This window comes from Tyzzerella sp. An114, assembly GCF_002161055.1.
Lineage (GTDB): Bacteria > Bacillota > Clostridia > Lachnospirales > Anaerotignaceae > Fimicola > Fimicola cottocaccae.
This window is the reverse complement of the sequence record NZ_NFLT01000009.1, coordinates 39566-61868: the sequence shown is the minus strand read 5'-3', so window position 1 is coordinate 61868 and position 22303 is coordinate 39566. Positions and strand designations below refer to the sequence as shown.

General features: G+C 31.2%; 21 protein-coding genes. 3 read left to right on the top strand and 18 right to left on the bottom strand.

Annotated elements, in window-relative coordinates:
• Positions 1 to 6: 6 nt before the first annotated feature.
• From cdd to B5E58_RS09390, 10 genes are all read right to left on the bottom strand, one after another.
• Positions 7 to 387: a cytidine deaminase gene (gene cdd, locus B5E58_RS09435; protein ID WP_088109423.1), complete on the bottom strand. Its 381-nt coding sequence runs from the start codon at positions 385 to 387 to the stop codon at positions 7 to 9.
• Between the two features lie 33 nt (positions 388 to 420).
• On the bottom strand, positions 421 to 891 hold the full coding sequence (gene ybeY, locus B5E58_RS09430) for an rRNA maturation RNase YbeY (protein WP_088109422.1): 471 nt from the start codon (positions 889 to 891) through the stop codon (positions 421 to 423).
• Positions 888 to 3023, bottom strand: a complete 2136-nt coding sequence (locus B5E58_RS09425; protein ID WP_088109421.1) for an HD family phosphohydrolase — start codon at positions 3021 to 3023, stop codon at positions 888 to 890. Before B5E58_RS09425 ends, ybeY begins: the two co-directional genes overlap by 4 nt.
• A complete protein-coding gene (locus B5E58_RS09420; RefSeq protein WP_088109420.1) occupies positions 3020 to 3982 on the bottom strand; it encodes a PhoH family protein in 963 nt (320 codons plus the stop codon). The genes B5E58_RS09425 and B5E58_RS09420 overlap by 4 nt, the downstream gene beginning before the upstream one ends.
• Entirely contained in the window at positions 3969 to 5171 is a 1203-nt protein-coding gene (gene yqfD / locus B5E58_RS09415) for a sporulation protein YqfD (RefSeq protein ID WP_088109419.1), read from the bottom strand. The genes B5E58_RS09420 and yqfD overlap by 14 nt, the downstream gene beginning before the upstream one ends.
• 16 nt (positions 5172 to 5187) lie before the next feature.
• Positions 5188 to 5457: a sporulation protein YqfC gene (gene yqfC / locus B5E58_RS09410; RefSeq protein WP_242956642.1), complete on the bottom strand. Its 270-nt coding sequence runs from the start codon at positions 5455 to 5457 to the stop codon at positions 5188 to 5190.
• Between the two features lie 119 nt (positions 5458 to 5576).
• The gene (locus tag B5E58_RS09405) at positions 5577 to 6032 is read right to left on the bottom strand and encodes a GatB/YqeY domain-containing protein (protein WP_330395635.1); all 456 of its coding nucleotides are present in this window, start codon (positions 6030 to 6032) and stop codon (positions 5577 to 5579) included.
• Positions 6033 to 6049: 17 nt separating this feature from the next.
• Complete coding sequence (gene rpsU / locus B5E58_RS09400) at positions 6050 to 6226, bottom strand: 30S ribosomal protein S21 (RefSeq protein ID WP_088109416.1); 177 nt, start codon at positions 6224 to 6226, stop codon at positions 6050 to 6052.
• A 136-nt stretch (positions 6227 to 6362) separates the two neighbouring features.
• Positions 6363 to 8627, bottom strand: coding sequence for a 1,4-alpha-glucan branching protein GlgB (gene glgB / locus B5E58_RS09395; RefSeq protein WP_330395634.1), 2265 nt, complete (start codon positions 8625 to 8627; stop codon positions 6363 to 6365).
• Positions 8628 to 8671: 44 nt separating this feature from the next.
• Positions 8672 to 9952, bottom strand: coding sequence for an O-acetylhomoserine aminocarboxypropyltransferase/cysteine synthase family protein (locus tag B5E58_RS09390; RefSeq protein WP_162607355.1), 1281 nt, complete (start codon positions 9950 to 9952; stop codon positions 8672 to 8674).
• Positions 9953 to 10255: 303 nt separating this feature from the next.
• Between B5E58_RS09390 and B5E58_RS09385 the strand changes: the two genes are divergently transcribed.
• Positions 10256 to 12019, top strand: coding sequence for a M3 family oligoendopeptidase (locus tag B5E58_RS09385; RefSeq protein WP_088109414.1), 1764 nt, complete (start codon positions 10256 to 10258; stop codon positions 12017 to 12019).
• 30 nt (positions 12020 to 12049) lie between these two features.
• On the opposite strand, the gene B5E58_RS09380 is transcribed toward B5E58_RS09385, so the two are convergent.
• Genes B5E58_RS09380 through B5E58_RS09370 form a run of 3 tightly spaced genes read right to left on the bottom strand, consistent with a single transcriptional unit; the run spans position 12050 to position 15282 of the window.
• On the bottom strand, positions 12050 to 12517 hold the full coding sequence (locus B5E58_RS09380; protein WP_088109413.1) for a methylated-DNA--[protein]-cysteine S-methyltransferase: 468 nt from the start codon (positions 12515 to 12517) through the stop codon (positions 12050 to 12052).
• Positions 12518 to 12537: 20 nt separating this feature from the next.
• A complete protein-coding gene (locus B5E58_RS09375) occupies positions 12538 to 13890 on the bottom strand; it encodes a TldD/PmbA family protein (protein ID WP_088109412.1) in 1353 nt (450 codons plus the stop codon).
• A 3-nt stretch (positions 13891 to 13893) separates the two neighbouring features.
• The gene (locus B5E58_RS09370; RefSeq protein ID WP_088109411.1) at positions 13894 to 15282 is read right to left on the bottom strand and encodes a TldD/PmbA family protein; all 1389 of its coding nucleotides are present in this window, start codon (positions 15280 to 15282) and stop codon (positions 13894 to 13896) included.
• Between the two features lie 171 nt (positions 15283 to 15453).
• On the opposite strand from B5E58_RS09370, the gene B5E58_RS09365 reads away from it, so the two are divergent.
• Complete coding sequence (locus tag B5E58_RS09365) at positions 15454 to 15984, top strand: Holliday junction resolvase RecU (protein WP_088109410.1); 531 nt, start codon at positions 15454 to 15456, stop codon at positions 15982 to 15984.
• A gap of 325 nt (positions 15985 to 16309) precedes the next feature.
• Here the strand turns inward: B5E58_RS09365 and B5E58_RS09360 are convergent, their stop codons facing one another.
• The 5 genes from B5E58_RS09360 to B5E58_RS09340 all read right to left on the bottom strand — a co-directional run bounded on the left by B5E58_RS09360 (position 16310) and on the right by B5E58_RS09340 (position 21147).
• Positions 16310 to 17125 (bottom strand): divergent polysaccharide deacetylase family protein, encoded by an 816-nt coding sequence (locus B5E58_RS09360; RefSeq protein WP_088109409.1) that lies wholly within the window; start codon positions 17123 to 17125, stop codon positions 16310 to 16312.
• A gap of 50 nt (positions 17126 to 17175) precedes the next feature.
• Positions 17176 to 18444, bottom strand: a complete 1269-nt coding sequence (locus B5E58_RS09355) for a DUF2812 domain-containing protein (RefSeq protein ID WP_088109408.1) — start codon at positions 18442 to 18444, stop codon at positions 17176 to 17178.
• 13 nt (positions 18445 to 18457) lie between these two features.
• Complete coding sequence (locus B5E58_RS09350; protein ID WP_088109407.1) at positions 18458 to 19756, bottom strand: DUF2812 domain-containing protein; 1299 nt, start codon at positions 19754 to 19756, stop codon at positions 18458 to 18460.
• A 15-nt stretch (positions 19757 to 19771) separates the two neighbouring features.
• On the bottom strand, positions 19772 to 20086 hold the full coding sequence (locus B5E58_RS09345) for a PadR family transcriptional regulator (RefSeq protein ID WP_088109406.1): 315 nt from the start codon (positions 20084 to 20086) through the stop codon (positions 19772 to 19774).
• A 116-nt stretch (positions 20087 to 20202) separates the two neighbouring features.
• Positions 20203 to 21147, bottom strand: a complete 945-nt coding sequence (locus B5E58_RS09340) for an AEC family transporter (protein WP_088109405.1) — start codon at positions 21145 to 21147, stop codon at positions 20203 to 20205.
• Between the two features lie 244 nt (positions 21148 to 21391).
• Between B5E58_RS09340 and B5E58_RS09335 the strand changes: the two genes are divergently transcribed.
• A complete protein-coding gene (locus tag B5E58_RS09335; RefSeq protein ID WP_088109404.1) occupies positions 21392 to 22300 on the top strand; it encodes a transglutaminase-like domain-containing protein in 909 nt (302 codons plus the stop codon).
• The last annotated feature ends 3 nt before the right edge of the window (positions 22301 to 22303 follow it).

Below are 22303 nucleotides of genomic sequence, written 5' to 3'. Positions count from 1 at the left end.
CAATTTCTAAAGATTAAAGGCATAGGGAATAAGCTCCCTAACCTTAAAAGTTTTTATATTACTGTTATTATCTTCAAGTACAACTTCACCATCAATCATAAATTCTGCCATAACCTGTAAACATATGCCACAAGGGAAAGTTAAATCATTTCCACTACCTACAACAGCAATTTTTGAAAAATCCCTATAACCTTCTGATACAGCTTTAAAAATAGCAGTTCTTTCAGCACAGTTTGTCCCGCCAAAACTAGCATTTTCAATATTACAGCCAGTAAAAGTAGTACCATCAGAACAAAGAAGGCAAGCTCCCACCTTAAAATTAGAGTAAGGTGAATAGGAATTTTTCATAGCTTCTTTTGCTTTTTCAATAAGTTCCCTATTATCCAAAAAAACCGCCTCCCAAATTAATTTATTAAATCTTTAAACTCTTGGAATATTTGCAATATTTAATATTTCTTTCTGTTTTGCAAACATAACTTCTTCTTCATCTTTAACCATATGGTCATAACCTAATAAATGAAGCATACTGTGAGCAGTCAAAAAAGCAATCTCTCTTTTAAGGGAATGACCGTATTCTTCAGCCTGTTCCTTTGCTCTCTCAACTGATATTATAATATCCCCCAGTATTATTTCATCATTTTCATTAACCTCTGCAATTTCATCCTCCTCAAAAGTAAGCTGTGGAAAGCTTAAAACATCTGTTGCAGAGTCTATATTTCTAAATCTTTTATTTATGTCTCGTATTTCTTCATTATCAACAAAAGAAACACTTATCTCGCAATCTGTATCAAAATCCTCATATTGAAGACTTAAAAGAGCGACTTTTTCAATCATAGAAAAAAATTCATCGTCAAATTCGCCTTCATATCTGTTATCAAAAAGAACTGTCATTTATTTTCACCATTTTCCTTTTCTTTTTTCTCAAGAACCTTTTTATTATACTCCTCAGCTTTTTTAATCTCCTCAGTTTTAGGATAAGAAACTCTATCATGATACATTCCTTCAAAAACCTTTACAAAAGAATGTCTTATAATATCAAGGTCCTTTATTCTAAGACTACTGTCATTAAGCTGTCCGTCATCAAGCTTGTCCTTTATAAGAGTTTTTATAATCTTATCAGCTGCTGCAATATCATTTCCACCTTTTAAAATACTTCTAACAGCTGCCTCCACAGTGTCGGCAAGCATAACGATTGCCGCCTCTCTACTTTGAGGAATAGGACCTTTATATCTAAAATCAGACTCATTAACACCCTCATCAGAATACTGTTTAACAGCTTTAACATAGAAATATTTAACTAAAGTTGTTCCGTGATGTTCTCCAATTATGCTTTTTATAGACTTAGGAAGTCTCTTTTCACTGGCAAGCTCAATTCCTGATTGAACGTGCTGTATTATTATTTTAGCACTGCTGTGAGGTTCAAGATTATCATGAGGATTTTCTCCCATTTGGTTTTCACTAAAATATAAAGGATATTTAAGTTTTCCTATATCATGATAATAAGCTCCAACTCTGGCAAGAGTTGCATTTGCCTCAATATCAAGAGCTGCTCTCTCTGCAAGATTGGCAACCATAAGGGAATGATGATATGTTCCCGGAGCTTCTATCATAAGTCTTCTTAAAAGTTCATTGTTAGGATTTGAAAGTTCAAGAAGTTTTATAGTTGTATTAGCCTCAAAAACTGCCTCCCAAAGAGGAAGACTTCCAACAGTAATAATAAGAGATACAACTCCAATTACAGCTGCATATCCACTTTCAGTTATAATAGCTGCATTATATCCATTTTGGAAAAATAGACCTAAAGCAAAACGAGTAATAAAGTTTATAACAGCTATACCAAAGGCAACTATTATAATGCGATTTCTTTTATCTGTGTACTGCATAAAAAGTGCTGAGAATGTACCTGTAATTACAAAATACAATGCATATTGCATATCACCATTAAATATAAATGTACCTATAACTGCAAGAAATGCATTTAATATAAGAGATGTCTTTGTATCTATAAGTATTGATACAAGCATAGCAAAAAGCATCGTAGGCACAAAAACGAATGTTGTAAGATGAGAGGAGATTCTAAGCATAAATATAGTAAATATATATATTGTAAAGAGCATAATACTCTCATCTGGTCTATAAACAGATTTTTTTCTTTGGCTTATAAAATACATAACCGAAGCACCAAAAAGAAGAAGTGTTATTATTATACTTCCCATTATAGGAATAACACTATCAGTGCTACTTTCATCTATAAGATTTAAAACCTTAAGCTGGTCATATATATCTTGAGTTATTACTTCTCCCTCATCAACAATTTTCTGATTTTTCTTTATTATAACATCAGAAACTTCAGAAGCCTTTTTCTCTCTTGCAGCCTCCATACTTTCTTCATCAAGGACAAGATTAGGCTTAATGGCACTTGACATTATAGTTGTTCCCATTTCTTTAAGAGATATATCCCAGTCTGTGGACTGCATTCTCTCATTTGCCAATTCATCAGATTTTGTTTTTGTGTCATCAGTGACACCTTGGTCATATACATATTGCATTATCTCCTGTATATCACCTATAAACTCTGAACGCTGGTATCTGTTGAGGGAATTATACATAATATACTGAGAATATGATAATGCAACAGGCAACTTAAAGCTTGTTGACTTTATAAGGTTATCAAGACTCTCCCCAGCATCATATCTTTTCATCATTTCATCAAGCTCATCAAAATATTCAGAAACAGCATCAATACTCGATTCTTCTACTTCTGGATTATGCTTATACAATGGACTGACACTGTTTCTTGCTTCCTCTTTAAGTTTTTCTGTTGCCACAGTATCAACAGTGTCAACAGGAGCAACATACTTTTTTGAAGAAATCGAACCTACTTGAATATTTTCTTTTTCCTGAACATAAGAACCTGTTGTTATTGAAAGGAGTGTAACAGCAATGGCGGCAACAATAAGGAAAGTATTCAAAAGTTGTGTTGCCTTTTTGCTAAAATTTTCAGAAAATTTCAAATCAATCACTTCCGCTTCTTGTTTTCGTATTTTTCATAAGCATTTATAATCTTTTGTACAAGAGGGTGTCTGACAACGTCTCTATTTGTAAGATTTATAATTCCAATATCATCAATAGAAGATAAAATCTTTGAAGCCTCAATGAGACCGGATTTTTTGCCTTCTCCAAGGTCAATCTGTGTAAGGTCTCCTGTTATAACAGCCTTTGAGCCATAGCCTATTCTTGTAAGGAACATTTTCATCTGTTCAGGAGTTGTATTTTGAGCCTCATCAAGAACTATAAAAGCATTATCAAGAGTACGACCTCTCATATAAGCAAGTGGAGCAACCTCTATAAGACCTTTTTCCATGTTCTGCATAAATTTTTCAGCTCCCATAATTTCATAAAGAGCATCATAAAGAGGTCTTAAATAAGGGTCAACTTTCTGTTGAAGGTCACCAGGTAAAAATCCAAGTTTTTCTCCAGCTTCTATGGCAGGACGTGTAAGTATTATTCTGTTTACCTCATTATTTTTAAAAGCAGTTATTGCCATAGCCATTGCAAGATATGTTTTACCAGTTCCCGCAGGACCAATTCCAAAAACTATTGTATTATCTCTTATAAGGTCAATATATTTTTTCTGTCCCAAAGTTTTTGGTTTAACAGGTCTACCACTTACAGTTAAACATATATAATCGTCAAATATTTTTTCAACCTGTTCAAACTCATCATCTGCACTCTGCATAAAATATTCCACATTCTGGTCGCCAATCTCCTCGCCTTTTTCAGCAAGATGATTTAACGCCTCAAGAACATTTGCAGCTTTCAAGCAAGATATTCTCTCGCCACTTACCTTTATTCCTTCGCCTCTGTTTACAATAGTAACTCCATATTCTTTTTCAAGTTTTTTAATATTTTTATCAAACTGTCCGAATACATTTGAAATATTTTCATTTTTTATATCAACAATTTTTTCAGTCTGTTCCAAGTTTTAAGTCACTCCTTAAAAGTTTTTCGTCAATTCTCTCAATTACAGCAATCGTTGTTTTAGAACAAAGAATACCGTCTTTGAGTATATATTCAATATTTTTTTCTGTTATATCCCCCTCACAATCATTTTCAAAAATATTTTCCTCTATTTTATACTCTGTAATATCTTTTGCCTCTTGTTCACTTCTTTTCTTATCTTCATTTCTATATTCTCTATATACGTTTTTTACAATAGAAATAGGCAGTTTATAATCACCTATTGAAATATTTTTTTCATAGACTTTTTCTGTATCAAAATTTTCATATTTTATATCAGGACTAATAATATTAAGTATAACATCACCTAAAGATATATATGTATCTGTTTTATTGTTACCCGTATAAACTTTTTCAGTATAACTTAAAGGCACCTGATTATAAAACTCATACCATATTTTTCCGAAAACACAAGCTTCAGAAGCAGTGTATTCTCTGCCCACTTCCTCCTCACCGTCTTTAAGTATAAGCTCACCACTTACAAGAACATCACCCTTATATATAACATCACCTTGTTTTACAAGAGGTGTACCAGAAGAAACAGCTATACTTTCTATTATTGCATCTTTTTTAGCAACAATATCACAAGGGCTATTATCCTTTATATCACTTTTTTCTATTGTCTCTGCTATTTTTACAAAAAGGTCAGTACCTTTTACAGTGACAGAAACCCAAGAAATATCGGAAAACTCCTCAATAAGTTTTTTAGAAGCATATTTTGTATCTATTTTAAATTTAAGAGTTCCTGGAGAAATACCCTCCTTATCAAGAGCTTCAATGACAGCTTCATCGGAAATTCTTTCATTTCCTTCAACATTTATTTTCCATACAAAAGACGATAAAACATATATAAAAATAACAAAAGCAAAAATACCTACTGTAAGTATTTTTCTTTTTCTATATCTATGAATTAGAAAAGGTAAGCCTCGCCTCTCAATTATTTCAAAATGGCAACCTGTTTTTTTTGCACATTCTTTAAGCATTTTAAAGCCGGATATGGAAACTTTTAAATATACAAAGCCCTCCTGCATATCCATATCCCACATATAAATGCCCCTATAAGAAGCCATATTTACAAACCTTTCAGTAGAAAAACCCGATACTCTTATAATAACATATCCCTGTAAATAATTCCACAACGCTAAAAACATAAATTATCCCGCCTTTTTATGAAATAAACTCAACAGAAGACACAACACCTGTTATACTGAGACATTCAGAAGTCACCTGTCCAAGAACAAGGGATTTACCTGTTATTTTTAATATTCCGCATTTTGTGTTTATTCTTATTTTATCGCTGCTATATTCAAGTATACCTTTAAAATTTTCTATTATAATCTCCTCTCTACCAGTCATAGACAGTAAAGGAAGGTCCAATATAACTTCTCTGGGAAGTTTTAGAGAGTCAACAAAATTTCTTTTTATATCAATGCCCAAGGCTGTAACCTCCATAAAATACATTTTATATAAAATATTATGCTTTTTTAAAACATATAATGATTACAAATTTTAGGCATAAAAAAAGGGTACAGATAAAATCTGTACCCTAAAAATTTTTATTTCTGTAATAATTTTTTTACGTAATTGCTTACGATTTTGTTATCAGCACGGCCCTTAACTTTAGGAGTAACCGCCGCCATAACCTTACCCATGTCTTTCATGGATTCCGCTTGGACTTCTTTTATAGTTTCATCAACAATAACTTGAATTTCTTCTTCAGTTAACTGCTCTGGAAGGTATCCCAACAGTACTTCTATTTCTTTGTTGAGATTTTCTATTAAATCAGTTCGTCCGCTTTTTTCAAACTCAGGTAAAGAATCACGACGTTTTTTAAGCTCTTTAGCTATAACGTCAAGAACACCTTCGTCATCTAATTCAATTTTTTTGTCTTTTTCAATCTGAAGTACGCCTGAACGCACAAGTTGCACCGTATTTTTTCTAACAGTATCCTTAGCTTTCATAGCGTCTTTCATATCCTGCAAAAGTCTTTCTTTTAAAGACATAATGGTCATCTCCTGCAAATTATAAATTATCTGAATTTACGTTTTCTTGCAGCTTCTGATTTCTTTTTGCGTTTTACGCTAGGTTTATCGTAATGTTCTCTTTTGCGAACTTCTCCCATAATACCATCTTTTGCACAGCTTCTTTTAAAGCGGCGAAGAGCACTATCTAAGGATTCATTTTCTTTTACTTTTACCTCTGACATGAATTTCCCTCCCTCCAGGTGCGAGATTCGTTGGCGGAAAGAGGATTTTTGTATATTCCTTCTCACCACACATTATAGAATTATACACAAAAAAACAATTCACGTCAATAATAAAATCCCCTAGAACATAAAACTTTTAATTATAGTCACGCATATTGTCTTTCTGAGTTCTCTTGAAAACAGCAACTCCAAGAGGTGGAACTTTTATGCTTATACTGTTCTGACGTCTGTTCCAATCAATTCTATCACTGTTGATTTCTTTTCTGTTTACAACGCCACTTCCACCATATTTTTCTTCATCACTGTTAAATATTTCTTTATATGTTCCTGAAATTGTAACACCAACTCTGAAATCAAAGTATGTTTCAGGTGTAAAGTTACATATAAAGAGAAGCTCATCTTCAGGTTTGCTGCCTTTTCTGACAAATGAAACAACGCTTCTATCTGCGTCATCACATTCAATCCATTCAAATCCTGTGTAATCAAAATCTTTTTCCCACATAGCAGGATTATCAATATAAAGTTTATTAAGGTCTTTGATATAGTCCTGCATCTGTTTATGGTGGTCATATTCAAGAAGGTGCCAGTCAAGGCTTCTAGCTTCGCTCCACTCTGAGAACTGACCAAATTCATTACCCATAAAGTTAAGCATCTTTCCTGGGTGTCCATACATATATCCATAAGCAACTCTAAGGTTTGCAAATTTCTGCCAAAGGTCTCCAGGCATCTTTGTAGCCATAGAACCTTTCATATGAACAACTTCGTCATGAGAAAGAACAAGTACAAAGTTTTCTGTATATGCATAAACAAGGCTGAATGTAAGATTATTCTGATGATATTTTCTATAAATACAATCTTTTTTAAGATATGTTAAATAGTCGTTCATCCAACCCATGTTCCATTTCATTGTAAAGCCAAGTCCGCCATACTGTGCAGGTGTTGTTACACCAGCCCATGATGTACTTTCCTCAGCAATCATCATAACACCAGGGTGAGCTCCTGTTATAACAGAGTTCATATGTTTGAGGAATTCTTCAGCTTCGAGGTTCTCTCTACCACCTCTCTCGTTAGGTATCCACTGTCCGCCACTCTTACCATAGTCAAGGTAAAGCATAGAAGCAACAGCGTCAACACGGAGACCATCAAGGTGATATTCTTCAATCCAATAAATAGCATTTGCTATAAGGAAGTTTCTTACTTCATTTCTTCCATAGTTAAATATAAGTGTTCCCCATTCTGGGTGCTCGCCTTTTCTAGGGTCAGCATGTTCATATAAAGCTGTTCCGTCAAATTTAGCAAGACCATGAGCGTCTTTAGGGAAATGAGCAGGAACCCAGTCAAGAAATACACCTATACCGTTTTTATGACAAGCGTCAACAAAGGCTTTAAACTCTCTAGGATTTCCGTATCTGCTTGTTGGTGCATAATATCCTGTAACCTGATATCCCCAGCTTCCGTCAAATGGGTGCTCCTCAATAGGAAGAAGCTCAATATGAGTATATCCCATTTCTTTTACATACTTAACAAGTCTGTCAGCTGCTTCAAGATATGTGAGAGAACGGTTTTCTTCCTCTGGAACTCTCATCCAAGAGCCAAGATGAACTTCATATATATTCATAGGATTATTATAAACATCAATAAATTCACGTCTATCAATCCACTCTTTATCATCCCATTCATAGTTATTTATGTCAAAAACAATTGAAGCTGTGTTAGGTCTTAATTCACTGTAAAAACCATAAGGGTCAGATTTAAGGCAAGTGTCATTATTCTGAGATTTTATATAATATTTATATTTATCTCCCTCCTGAAGACCAGGAACGAACATTTCCCAGATACCAGACTCACCGAGAATTCTCATCTGATTTCTTCTTTCGTCCCAACTGTTAAAGTCACCTATAACACTTACACTTTTAGCATTAGGAGCCCAAACTGCAAAAGATACACCTTTTACACCGTCAACTTCTCTTATATGAGCACCAAGCTTTTCATAAATCTTATAATGATTTCCAGCATTGAAAAGATATCTGTCATACTCGCTCATAGTAGGAGCAAAGCTATATGTGTCATAAGTTTCCCATTCATTGCCTTCAAAATCTACAACAGAAATGTAGTATTTGAACCACTGACTTCTGTCAGGTATAATTACTTCAAAAAATCCGTCCTCATGGATTTTTATCATGTCATATTTTTTTGTCTCATCTTCCGCATCAACAACGGTAATAGATTTTGCCTGTGGTATAAACTGTCTTACAGCAATAACCACACCTTTCTCACCTTCATCAATTTCATGCATACCAAGTACATGGTGAGGGTCACTGTGTTCAACATTAACAATTTTTAAAAGTTCAGTTACACTTGTAGTTGTAATCATACCTTTTGCTGCAAAAAGCAGCTTCACCCCTTTCTGTTCATATTACACCTTCTCAAAACAGGTATATTTATTTATTTTGCACACTGGAACGCCTGCTCAAAATCGGCAATGAGGTCATCGACGTTCTCAATACCTACCGAAAATCTTATCATATCAGGAGAAACGCCACAGCTTATAAGTTCCTCATCAGAAAGCTGTCTATGAGTTGTACTAGCTGGCTGAAGAACGCAGCTTCTAACATCAGAAACATGTGTAACTAAGGCAACAAGTTTTAAGGCATTTATAAATTTTCTGCCTGCATCACGACCGCCTTTTACACCAAATGTAAGAACACCGCTAGCACCCTTAGGAAGGTATTTTTTAGCAAGGTCATGATACTTGTCTCCCTCAAGTCCTGGGTATTTTACCCATGAACACATCTCATGATTTTTAAGATATTCGGCCATTTTCAAAGCATTTTCACAATGTCTTTCCATTCTTAAGTGGAGAGTTTCAGCACCTAAGTTTGTAAGGAAAGAATTGAAAGGACTAGGTGTCATTCCCATGTTTCTCATAACATTAGCTCTAGCCTTTACAATGAAAGCAGAAGCACCAAAGTTCTTAACATAGCTTACACCATGATAGCTTTCATCAGGCTCAACAAGACAAGGGAATTTTCCATTATCCCAGTTAAAGTTTCCTCCATCTACAATTATTCCTCCAAGGCATGAAGCATGTCCATCAATATATTTTGAAGTTGAGTGAAGGACAATATTAGCACCAAGCTCAAGAGGTTTACAGAGGAAAGGTGTTGCAAATGTATTATCAACCATGAAAGGAATATCAAGCTCCTTAGCAACGGTTGAGAATTTCTCAAAATCAAGAACATTTACAAGAGGATTTCCAATAGTCTCACCAAATATAAGTTTTGTGTTAGGTTTAGCAAGTTTTAATATTTCCTCTTTTTCAATATCAGGGTCAAATAAAGTAACCTCTATTCCAAGGTCTTTAAATGTTGTTGTAAAGAGAGTGAAAGAACCGCCATATATTGTGCTTGCAGCAAGAATATGGTCACCACTCTTTAAAATATTAAGAATTGCAATTGATGTTGCAGCCATACCACTTGATGTAGCAAGAGCTCCAACTCCCCCTTCCATCATAGCGATTTTCTTTTCAAAAGCGTCTGTTGTAGGGTTTGCAAGTCTTGTATACATAGGAGTATCTTGTTCAAGGTCAAAAACACTTGCAAGCTCCTCACAGGTATCATATCTATATGTTGTGCTCTGATACAAAGGAAGTACACGAGCCTGGGCATTTCCAGCCTCATAAGCTCCTTGTACTGCCTGTGTCTCTATATTCCAGTTGTTATTCATAGCCATGTAACCTTCTTCCTATTAAAAAACTTTATGTTTTTATTATACTTTATACAAATAAATTTTTCCAGTACATAGTTTATAACAGTTTATGGCTTTATACTGTATACTATTAACAAAATTTACATAGATAAAATATGAATTAATTCCAATTTTATAACAAATACAAAATATATAACATATCAAACACTTATAATTATGGTAATTTTGTTAATAAACCCATTATTTTAATACCATTTAAAATTCTAAAATTACTGTTATAATTTATATTATTTATAATTATACAAGAGGAAGTGATTTTTTATGAATGAAAAATATAATTGGAGTCTTTCAGAGTTATATGATAATTTTAACTGTAATAAATTTAAAGAAAGCATGAAATCTCTTGAAAACATAATAAATGAAATAAAAGAGTTTTCAAAAAATTCTTTAAATGAAAATGATAATTACATCAAAAAAACAGAAAAATATATAAATCTTCAAAATACTTTGGGAGATATAGCTTTAAGTTTATCAAGTTTTTCAAATCTTACTTTATCAACAAACTCATCAGATGAGAAAGCCTTAAAAACATTAGACATAATAGAGAATATTCTTACAGAGTTATCTTTACCAGAGACAAAATTTAATAAATGGTTTTCATCACTAAATATAGATACTGATGAAATGTGCAAAAAATCTTCTATAATATCAGAACACAAATATTTTTTAAAAAATATAATAGAAAACTCTAAATATTTACTTTCAGATAAAGAGGAAGAAGTTATATCAAAATTTAAAATAACAGGTTCTTTATCCTTTGAAAAACTTTGGGATACAATAACATCAAATCATACAGTAAATATTGATGGAAAAGAAATACCTCTTTCTGAGGCAAGAAATATTGCCTATGAAAGTGACAGCCAAAAAAGAAAAACAGCCTATGAAAGTGAAATTAAATCCTACGAAAAAATATCACAAGTTTCAGCATCATGTCTCAACAGTATAAAGGGACAAGTGATAACAGAATGTGAAATGAGAGGATACAGTTCGCCTCTTGAAATGACTGTAAAAAATTCGGGAATGGATATGGAAACATTAAATTCTATGATTTCAGCCATGAAAGAATATATACCATACTTTGAAAAATACTTTATCAAAAAAGCTGAAATTTTAGGTCACAAAAATTCATTACCCTTCTATGACCTTTTTGCTCCAGTGGGAAAAACAGACTATAAATTCACCTATGAGGAAGCAATGGATTTTGTTATAACAAATTTCAGAAAATTTTCAAAGGAACTTGGTGACTATGCCGAAAAAGCCTATAAAAACCGCTGGATTGATGTATATCCAAAAGAGGGAAAAAGAGGAGGGGCATTCTGTGACAATCTCCACAGTATAAAAGAAAGCCGCATACTTACAAACTTTACAGGAAGTTTTAGCGATGTTATAACTCTTGCCCACGAACTTGGTCATGGTTACCATGGACAATGTCTTGACAATGAAACTTATTTAAACAGTGATTATCCTATGCCTATTGCAGAGACAGCATCAACATTTTGTGAAATAATAGTAAAAAATGCGGCTCTTGAAAAAGCTGACAGGGACACAGCTCTAATGATAATTGAGTCAGACCTTCAAGACAGTTCACAAGTTATAATAGACATATTAAGTCGTTTTATATTTGAGGACACAGTATTTAAAGAAAGAAAAAATGGGCCACTTTCTGTAAATGAACTTTGCAATATTATGATTGAGGCTCAAAAACAATCCTATGGAAAAGGACTTGACTCTGAATATATGCATAAATATATGTGGGTATGCAAACCTCATTACTATGACGCAGAATATAACTACTATAATTTCCCTTATGCCTTCGGTCTTCTTTTTGCAAAGGGACTTTATGCTTTATATGAAAAAGACAGAGAAAAATTCCCTAAAATATATAAAGAGCTTTTGAGAAACACAGGAAAGGGAGATATCAAAACTGTTGCAAAAAGTGTTGGCATAGATATAACAAATATTGATTTTTGGCATTCCTCCCTTGATATGTTAAAAAGGGATATAGAAAAATTTATATCAATGTAAAAATAAAAATCGGGCAAAAGCCCGATTTTTTTATTTTTCAATATTTAAGAGATATTCTTTTTTATCAATACCGCCAGCATATCCCACAAGTTTTCCACTTTTTCCTATAACTCTATGACAAGGTATGCATATGGCTATGGGATTTTTATTATTAGCACCGCCAACAGCTCTAACAGCCTTAGAATTTCCTATATTTTCGGCAATATCTTTATAACTTCTTGTTTCGCCATAAGGAATTTTCAAAAGCTCATTCCAAACTTTTTTCTGAAACTCTGTACCTTTTGGATTTAATTTTAAATCAAAAGTTTTTCTTTTTTTATCAAAATATTCAGAAAGCTGTTTTATACAATCATCAATATAAAAGGGTATATCTTTTATTTTATATATTTCAGATGTTTCAGATATTTCACAATCACAAAAATGAATTTCTGTTATACTTTCACCATCACCAATAACCTCAATAATCCCTATTGGCGACTTATAATAAGCTTTATCCATAAATAAATCACACACCTAATTTACATACCAGAAACAGACATTTTACCAACAAAAACAGTAGGAGAACCAAAAACGCCCATACCACTTGGCATACTGAATTTGACATCATCAGCTATTTTCTCAATATTTTTTAATATATCATAAAAGTTTCCAGCAACAGTAATCTGTTCAACAGGAGATGTTATATTTCCATTCTCTATTAAAAACCCTTCTGCCGAAAGTGAAAAATCTCCTGAAATTGTGTTAGCACCAGCATGAAGACCTGTAACATCTGTAATTATAATACCATCACAAACAGATTTTATAATATCATTTCTTGTACAATTTCCTTTTTCAATATAAAAGTTTGTACAAGTAGTTACAACAGGTGATTTTAAACCGGCTTTAAAACCATTTCCCGTAGATACTGTATTATCCTTTGAGGCTGATTTAAGGTTATAGAGTAAAGTTTTTAAAACACCCTTTTCAATAACATATTTATTTTGAACAGCAACGCCCTCACTGTCAAAAGGTATTGAATAACCGCTTTTTTCACATATTCCATCATCTTTTATATTAAGAATTTCAGAACCTATTAAAGTTCCCTTTTTACCTTCAAGCATTGAAAATCCCTTTTGAGCATTTTCCGCAAAAAATACACCTGAAAATGTAGCTAATATATCAGACATAGCCTCATTTTCAAAAACAACATTCATTTCAGCTGAAGGAATACTTTTTGCACCCATATGTGAAACTATCTTTTTACCAGCTTTTTCGCCCAATTCCTTTGGAGAAAATTTTTCAATATCACAACCATACCAATATTCTCCGCCAGTTTTTATATCTCCATCATTTTCGGCAATTCCACTTATATAGCCCACAGCCATATTCTGTTTAAACTGAAGATTAAGACCTTTACTGTTAGCCATAAAACTTTCACCACTAGACTTTCCACAAAGGCAATAGTCAGCAGCTTTCATATATTCAGATGAATTTAAAAGAGATTTCTCCATATCAACAGCATTTTCAATTAATTTTTCAGGTGTAATACATTCAATGTCATCATTATAACTATTTACTTCTGGATAGCTTTCACTTCCCTCAAAGAATATTTCAGCTTCCTCCTCAATAATTTGGGCATTATCAAAGGCCTCTTTTATAAGATAAGAAATAGCATCATCATCTATTTTTTCAGAATAGGAATAACCTGTTTTTCCATTAACATTTCCCCTAAAAGCAATACCATGTTGTATGCTATTTTCAAAATGGTCAACCTGTCCATTTCTAACCATAAGGTCAGTACCCTGAGAACCTGAGAAAGTTATCTCCCAATCTGTAAAACCACGTTTTTCAGCTTCCTCTTTAACTTTTATTCTAAGTGTAACAAAATCCATTTTTTATTCACCTCTTCCGCCTACTGTAATCTCACTTACTCTTATCATAGGTTGACCTACATCAGCAGGTATAGAACCACTTATACTTCCGCACATACCCTGTGCACGAAGAACATTATTTCCAACCATATCAATTTTTGTAAGTATATCAGAGCCTTTACCTATAAGAGTTGCACCTCTAACAGGCTCACATATTTTTCCATTTCTTATTATATAACCTTCAAGAACAGCAAAATTAAAAGCACCTGTGGCAGGGTCAACAGAGCCACCACCCATTTGTTTTGCATAGAGACCATACTCTGTATTTGATATTATTTCATCAGGAGTGCTTTTACCAGCTGCAATAAATGTATTTGTCATACGAGATGTAGGAGCAAAACGATAACTTTCACGTCTTCCAGAGCCAGTTGACGACATGCCCATTCTAAGACCATTTAATTTATCTATAAGATATGATTTTAAAACACCATTTTCAATTAAAACATTTCTTTGACAAAAGTTTCCTTCATCATCAATATTGGCAGAGCCCCAACCATTTGGAATAGTTCCGTCATCTATGGCAGTGACAACATCAGAGGCTATTTTTTGACCTAATTTCCCTGCAAAAACAGAAGCATTTCTTGCAACAGCAGTTGCCTCAAGACCATGACCGCAAGCCTCATGGAATATAACACCACCAAAACCGTTATCTATAACAACGGGCATTTTACCAGAAGGGCAATTTTTAGCATTAAGCATTGTTACAGCAGTTTTAGCGGCTTCCCTTGCCAATTCTTCAACATCTATTGTGTCAAAAAGTTCAAAGCCCAAAGAACCTCCAGGGCTAAATCTTCCACTTTGTTTTTCAGTCTCAGAAGATGCAACAGCCTCTATTGTAAAACGACTTCTAACCCTTCTATCTGTTGTCCAAAGACCTTCTGAGTTTGCTATAAATATATCTTGGCAAACATCAGCATATCCAGAACGTGTTTGAGATATAACATCACTATATGAAAAAGCCGCATTTGATGCTGTTCTTAAAATTTCAGCTTTTCTCTTTTTATCTATTGTATTAGGCATTATTTTTATAATGTTTCGGTTATCAAATTCCTTTTTAGTGAAATCCATAACCTTTCCATCGCCTTTTCCATTCTTTATAACAACAGCAGCATTTTTTGCAGTCTCCACAAGACTTTTTTCACTTGTATCATTAGTAAAGGCATATACAGCATTTGTACCATTAAAAATTCTAATTCCAACACCATAATCTATACCGGAAAAAGCCTTTTCAACTTTTCCATTTACCATAGAAATGCTACTTCTTTTTGTATCTTCCATAAAAATTTCAGCAAAAGTACCGCCTGTTGACAGTGCTGCTGATATTGTATTTTCAACAACTGATTTATTAAGCATAATTTAACCTCCTTTATATCAGAATATGAGTTATTATATCAAATATTATACACAATGTCTTTAAAATCTCTATTAAAGATATTTTTAAATAAAAGTACGTATATAAACAATAAAAAGTTATTTAAAACCATATTTTTATGATATACTTTAAATCTGAAAGGAGTGAATGTCTTGGGATATTGGAATTCACGAGGCTTAAGAGGAAGTGGATTTGAGGAACTCATAAATTTTTCAAATGATATATACAGACAAAAAAACATAGCACTTATACAAAAAATACCTACTCCCATAACACCCATAGAAGTTGACAATAAAAAACATACTATAACCCTTGCATATTTTGATAAACAAAGTACCGTTGACTATATAGGTGCAGCACAGGGTATTCCTTTATGTTTTGATGCCAAAGAGACTGCACAAAAACATCTTCCTATACAAAATATACACTCTCACCAAATGGAATTTATGGAGGACTTTATAAAACAGAGAGGAGTTGCCTTTCTTCTTGTAAACTTTTCTAAAATTAATGAGATATATTTTTTGCCTTTTGAGACATTAAAAAAATATTGGGATGCAGCCCAAAAGGGCGGAAGAAAATCAATACCTTATAATGCCTTTGAACAAAAATATAAACTTGATATGAAAAATGGAACTATAAATTATCTTGAAGCTGTTAATTTATATCTTAAGTCTTTTAATTAATTTTAATATATATTTTTAGAATTTACTTATTATGTTTTAAAAGGGGACGGCAGAGCCGTCCCCTTTTTATTTTTGCTTTTAATGCATATTTTTAAATTAAATACAAAATAATTATTCTATGTACATAATTGTTGATAAATATTTTATATTTTTATACATTTCCCTAAAATACAGTATTTTGTCAAAGTTTCATCAAAAACACAATATATTGTTATCTGTGGATAAATCCGTGGATAATGTTGATAACTTAAATACAGATGTACATTTTACGTATACAAAACACTGTTTTTAATTGTGTTTTTATATATAAAAATTTATAAAATTACTATTTTCCAATAATTTCACCAAGCTCACTTACTGTAACAAACTCTACTCCTCTCTTTTCCATATCGGAATAAAGCTCCTTTATACCATTAACAGTAACCATTCCACCATCAGGTCCAACATGACCTATTGCAACAGCATATCCTTTGTTTTGAGCTACTTTTTCAGCCTTTAATAAATTTTCTTTAACTTTATTTATATCATCTGTACTGTCAAGAAAAACATCTCTTTTTATAAGTTTTATATTTTTTTCATTACAAAGTTCTTCAGCTTTTGAATTTGGTGTAGTCATGCTATCAACAAATAAAAGTCCTTTTTCTGACACAACATCAAGAACAGCTGACAAGGCTCTTTTATCCTCCATAATAGCAGAACCCATATGATTATTAAGTCCAACAGCTCCATTAACAATTCCAAAAGCTTCATTAACTGTTGATTTTATATCCTCATCACTCATATTTGTAAAAACACCCTTGTCACCAACCCAACTTTTTTTGCCTGTAAGACTTTCCATAGGCATATGAACAATAGTGTCTTTTCCTGCTTTTACAAGTTTTTCAGAGTCATCAGAAGAAGAACTTGAAAAGGGCATAACAGCACCTGTAAATTTTATAGGTAGATTTATCATTTCATCTGTACCCTCTCCCGAATATCCAAAATCGTCTATTATTATGGCAATATAATATTTTTTATCCGCCATAGCTGTTTCTGTATCTTTTTTTGCTAAAAAATTAAATGCTGTATATATAAGTATACCCGAAACTATGTAAATTACAGATTTTTTCAAAAAACTTTTTAAACTAAAAACAAAAAACATAAAAAATGCCTCCCTGCTTTTTATATATAATATTTCAGGAAGGCTTATCCCTATTCATTTATTATATTATTAAATAATTTTATATTTTCATCAGACACAATATTATCTGTATCATCTATCCCAAAACTTATTACTTCACAATCTTTTCTTATTACAACAATATTTTTATCAATAGTAATAACTTCATCAGCATTAAATTTATCAGCGTCAAATTTATTAATATCACTTTTTCTGTGTTTAATTTTAAAACCATTATACACAGATTTAGCAAATATACTGTTTATAGCTTTATAATATTCTGTTGTAACTATAAGTCCCTCTCTGCTTCCTTCAACATATTTATAAGCCTTAGGGACAAAAGGACTTCCTTCTTCTAAAACAAAACCATAATCCGATGTCATATTACTTTCTATGTAATTACACTTTAAAACATTTTCATTTAATATTACACTATATTGCTTATCTTTTGATAACACAATACCAGTGCCAAGTATCAAAATAATAACAGAAAATATTAAAGAAACTTTCTCATGATTAAATTTTTTATAAAATCCATTTATACCTTTATATCTATTCTTTTTCATAAAAATAATAGATATAACAACATACAAAATAACAATTAAATAACCTAAAATAAAAACATATTTTTTAATTAAGAAATATATAATTATAGGTAAAATTATAAAAAATAAAATTGTATTTATAATAAATGTCTTATAACTTCTCCCATTAAAAACATTATAAACAAAATCTTTACGTTCTTCTTCCCTTTCAATATCAATAAATTTTCTATATTCTATTTTATTTTTAACCAAATAACATGCTTCTGTAATAAATATTATAGGATTTAAAATAAGTAAAAATAAATTTTTATTTTGGGCAATAACTTTTGAATTAAAGCATAAAATCAACACTAAAAAAGTTAAAAATGCCATAACAATATTATAAATAAAATTCTTTCTATCTTTTTTGTTTTTATTTTCAAATATCTCATTTTCTATACTTTCATCTGTATTTATAGGTGGTAAATTTTTTTCCACATCACTTCTAAAAATATATATACCATTAACTTCATACATATATTCCCAACCTACACTCTCACAAAAGTCTATGTACTCAAAAATTTCATCTTCATCTTTTATATTTGTTATAGCTGTTGAATATATATATTTTTTAGTTGGTTTTTCTGAAAAATATATTTCATAATTAATTATTTTTTCTATATAAAGTCCTTTATCATACAGACCATTTAAAAACACTTCAAGCATTTTATATTCAGTTGTATTAAAGCACTTTATATTAATACGTTTATTTTCCATATTATAATCACCTCTACTGTATAACTCTCTTACATACAGCAATATTTTCAGGAGTTGTTATATCTGTATCAAGTTCTATAATAAACATTTCATCGCCTTTCAATAAAATAGCTTTTTTATCATTAACAACAACAGCTTCATCAACACCGAATAATGAAGGTTCTACATATTCAAGTTTATATTTTAAATCAAAATATCTATCTTCATTTAATTCATTATATTCATCTATATAACTATCAAAAATAAATTTTGATATAGTGTTATTAATACAATTAAAGTATTCTGTTCTTACAGATAAAGCAACATCATTATCTTTTGAGATCTCCCAGTAGTCTAAACTTTTAGGAACAAACAAACTACTCCTTTCCCTATACATACTTTCTTTTACTGTTGCATCAGGATATATATAACTACATTTAGCATACTTTCCGCCCTCTGGCATAACTGTTTCATCAATATTCAAATTGTTAAAAAACAAACCTGAAAAAACAAGGGCTGGAATTGCAGTCATTGAAAATACAACAAACACAACAGATGAAATAATAAATTTCTTTGTGATTTTACCATTATCCTTAGCCTTTATATAAGCTAAAATAGTTCCACCTAAAAACATATATAAAAAGAACAAAATCATAAATATAACAATACCGTTTCCAGAAAAGGCTTCAGAAACCACAGTTAATAATAAAAGACAAACTAAAATTAAATAAAGTATACCTCTTATTTTTTTAATAAATATTTTCCTTTCAATTTTTTCTCTCACTATATTTTCTTTTTTATCTATAAGATAACAGACTTTTTTATAATCAACATAATATTTTATATTTTCATATATAAAGTAACACACAATACCTATTGCGAATAAAAAAGATATAAAAGTTGTATTTTGGATTAAATATGTGTATTTAAAATTTTTAAACTGTAAAAATATAAGTATAACTATTGGAATATAACTTAAAGTATTAAATTTAAGATATTTTTTAATTGTTTCTTTTTCTATTTTTTCATCTGTATGTATAGGAGGAAGATTTTTTTCTGTCTCACTTTTAAAAATCTGTATATTATTAATTTCACAGACAAACTCCCAACCCATTTCAGAATAAAAATCTCTATATCCTTTTATATCCTTTACATTGTTAAGAATAATATCAGTACAGTATCTATATTTTCCCTTTTCACATTCTGAAAAATACCCTCTGCCAAATTTCACTCTTTCAATACAAAGTCCATCATCAAAACTTAAACTATTCAAATAAGACTCAAGCAATTTATATTCCATCGGTGTAAAATTTCCCATATATATTTTTTTCATATATATCACCTCTTATCACTTAATATTTTCTAAAAAGTTTCCATCATCAACCATAGTTTTAAGCCTTCTGTATTCTTCCTTTAAAATTTCCAGTCCTTTTTCGGTAAGGGCATAAATTTTTCTTCTTTTTTCCTCAGCATAAAGATATATTATTTTTTCTTTCTCAAAACGTGAAAGCAAAGTATATAAAGTACCTGCCCCAACAGCAACTCTCCCACCAGATAATTCAGAAACTCTTGTCATAATATCATAGCCATGACGAGGTTCTGTAAGAGAAAGAAGTATATAATACATTGGCTCCGAAAGAGTTTGAAGCTGCTCTCTTGCCATAAAATCCACCTCTCAAACTATATCAATACTCGATATATCTACTATCAATATAACATAACTACATAAAATTTCAATTCACTATATGCACAAAAAAAGAGCTGTAAATTTTACAGCTCTTAAAGATATCCCATAGTTTTTAATATAAATATCCACATTGTAATACTAAATGAAGATAAAAATGTTGAAGCAACAACTATACTTGAGGCTAAAACATCATCATTACCAAGATTTTTAGCCATAACATAACAACTTACAGTTGAAGGAGCACCAAGCATAATAAGTATTGCAATCATTTCTTGATTTCTAAAGCCCATATACATGGCAATAGGAATAAAAACAGCTGGTATAATAAAAAGTTTAAGAGCTGTTGCAACGATTGTAGGTTTTATTTTAGCAAGAGCTTTTTTACCTTCAAATCCTGCACCTAATATTATGAGAGCAAAAGGAGTTGCCAAAGATGCAACACTATTTACAGCCTTATTAATCATTGTAGGTAATTTTATTTCTAATACAGAAAAAGTTAATCCAACAACAATTCCCCATATAATAGGATTTTTAAGTATATTTATAAATGATTTCTTAAAAAGATTATCATTTCCAATACTATTTTCAGATTTTATTGTAAGTATTATTACAGAAAAAACATTATAGAGAGGAACTGCGCCAAGAACCATCATAGGAGCCATTCCCGAGTCTCCATACATATTTTCAACAAAAGCTATACCTAAAACAGCAGCACTTCCCCTAAAACTTCCCTGAACAAAACTTCCTATTATTTTTTTATCTTTTATAAATATTTCCGATAAAATCCATATAACAGCTATGCTTATAACTGTTGCTCCCATACAGAAAATAAGAAATTTTACATTAAATTCCCCTTTTATATCCGCTCCCGAAATATCTTTAAATAATAATGCTGGAAGAAATATTATGTAACCAATTTTATTTCCTATATTTACAAAATTTTCATTAACTAAATTCTTTTGTCTTAAAATATATCCAAGTAATATTATTATAAATATAGGTACTGTGGCATTAAGACTGAATATAAAATTGTCCATAAAAATACACCTCAAATTACTTTTATTTTAACTCAAAAAATTATATCATATAAACTATGGTATTTTTAAATAAAAAATTATTTTAAAAATGTTATTTTATTATTAATAGTAACATTTTTGATGTTTTTTACAATTTTCTTTAATTTTTGTTACCATTTTATTCTTTTATATGATATAATATATAGCATAATAATGTAAAATTATAGTATTTATAAAATAGAAATAAGGAAAAGGAAGTGGGTTTATGATTAATAAAAAGAAAATTTATACTGCAATAACAGTTGCAGTTTTAGGAGGAATTTTAGTTTTTAACGGGGTAGCAAATAGAGAAGACGCCAGTGCAAAAATTATACCTCAGCCAGTAGCTTCAGGAACAACAGTATACAACAATTCAAAGGCTGCTGTTGATGCTTCAAATGCTTCAGAAGGTTATATAATGGTAAAATACACAGGTGGAACAGATAAAAAAATAAAATGTATTGTACAGAAATCAGGTGGAGCAGCTTATACATACAACTTAAACAACAAAGGTAATTATGAGACATTCCCTCTTGCAGAAGGTAATGGAAAATACAGTGTAACAGTTTATGAAAATATATCTGGCACAAAATATTCAACTGCTTACAACACATCATTTAATGTAAATATAAAAGATGAGTTTTCACCATTTCTCTATCCTAACCAGTATGTAAACTTTAACTCAAACTCTGATGTTGTTGCTCTTGCAGATAAACTTGTTAGTGATACACCGGAGGAACTTGACAAACTCAAAAAAATATATTACTACGTAATAGGAAATATTTCATATGATACACAGAAGGCTCAAACAGTACAAAGCGGTTATCTTCCAAATCCTGACGAGATAATAAAGCTCAAAAAAGGTATATGTTTTGATTATGCAGCTGTTATGACATCAATGTTAAGAAGCCAGGGAATACCTTCAAAACTTGTTGTTGGATACTCAGGAAGTCTTTACCATGCATGGATTAATGTATATATAAAGGGTGTTGGCTGGATTGATAAAGCTGTATACTTTGACGGAAAATCATGGGAGCTTATGGACCCAACATTTGCTTCATCAAGTAAAAACAGTATTAGAATTCAGCAGTATATAGGAGACGGAAGTAATTACACTGCAAAATATGCTTATTAATTG

Excerpts from the sequence above, each read along its gene's own strand:
- ybeY (WP_088109422.1), bottom strand. The coding sequence starts at position 891 with ATGACAGTTCTTTTTGATAACAGATATGAAGGCGAATTTGACGATGAA.
- yqfD (WP_088109419.1), bottom strand. The coding sequence starts at position 5,171 with ATGTTTTTAGCGTTGTGGAATTATTTACAGGGATATGTTATTATAAGA.
- B5E58_RS09405 (WP_330395635.1), bottom strand. The coding sequence starts at position 6,032 with ATGACCATTATGTCTTTAAAAGAAAGACTTTTGCAGGATATGAAAGAC.
- rpsU (WP_088109416.1), bottom strand. The coding sequence starts at position 6,226 with ATGTCAGAGGTAAAAGTAAAAGAAAATGAATCCTTAGATAGTGCTCTT.
- B5E58_RS09390 (WP_162607355.1), bottom strand. The coding sequence starts at position 9,952 with ATGAATAACAACTGGAATATAGAGACACAGGCAGTACAAGGAGCTTAT.
- B5E58_RS09385 (WP_088109414.1), top strand. The coding sequence starts at position 10,256 with ATGAATGAAAAATATAATTGGAGTCTTTCAGAGTTATATGATAATTTT.
- B5E58_RS09380 (WP_088109413.1), bottom strand. The coding sequence starts at position 12,517 with ATGGATAAAGCTTATTATAAGTCGCCAATAGGGATTATTGAGGTTATT.
- B5E58_RS09375 (WP_088109412.1), bottom strand. The coding sequence starts at position 13,890 with ATGGATTTTGTTACACTTAGAATAAAAGTTAAAGAGGAAGCTGAAAAA.
- B5E58_RS09370 (WP_088109411.1), bottom strand. The coding sequence starts at position 15,282 with ATGCTTAATAAATCAGTTGTTGAAAATACAATATCAGCAGCACTGTCA.
- B5E58_RS09360 (WP_088109409.1), bottom strand. The coding sequence starts at position 17,125 with ATGTTTTTTGTTTTTAGTTTAAAAAGTTTTTTGAAAAAATCTGTAATT.
- B5E58_RS09355 (WP_088109408.1), bottom strand. The coding sequence starts at position 18,444 with ATGGAAAATAAACGTATTAATATAAAGTGCTTTAATACAACTGAATAT.
- B5E58_RS09350 (WP_088109407.1), bottom strand. The coding sequence starts at position 19,756 with ATGAAAAAAATATATATGGGAAATTTTACACCGATGGAATATAAATTG.
- B5E58_RS09345 (WP_088109406.1), bottom strand. The coding sequence starts at position 20,086 with ATGGCAAGAGAGCAGCTTCAAACTCTTTCGGAGCCAATGTATTATATA.
- B5E58_RS09340 (WP_088109405.1), bottom strand. The coding sequence starts at position 21,147 with ATGGACAATTTTATATTCAGTCTTAATGCCACAGTACCTATATTTATA.
- B5E58_RS09335 (WP_088109404.1), top strand. The coding sequence starts at position 21,392 with ATGATTAATAAAAAGAAAATTTATACTGCAATAACAGTTGCAGTTTTA.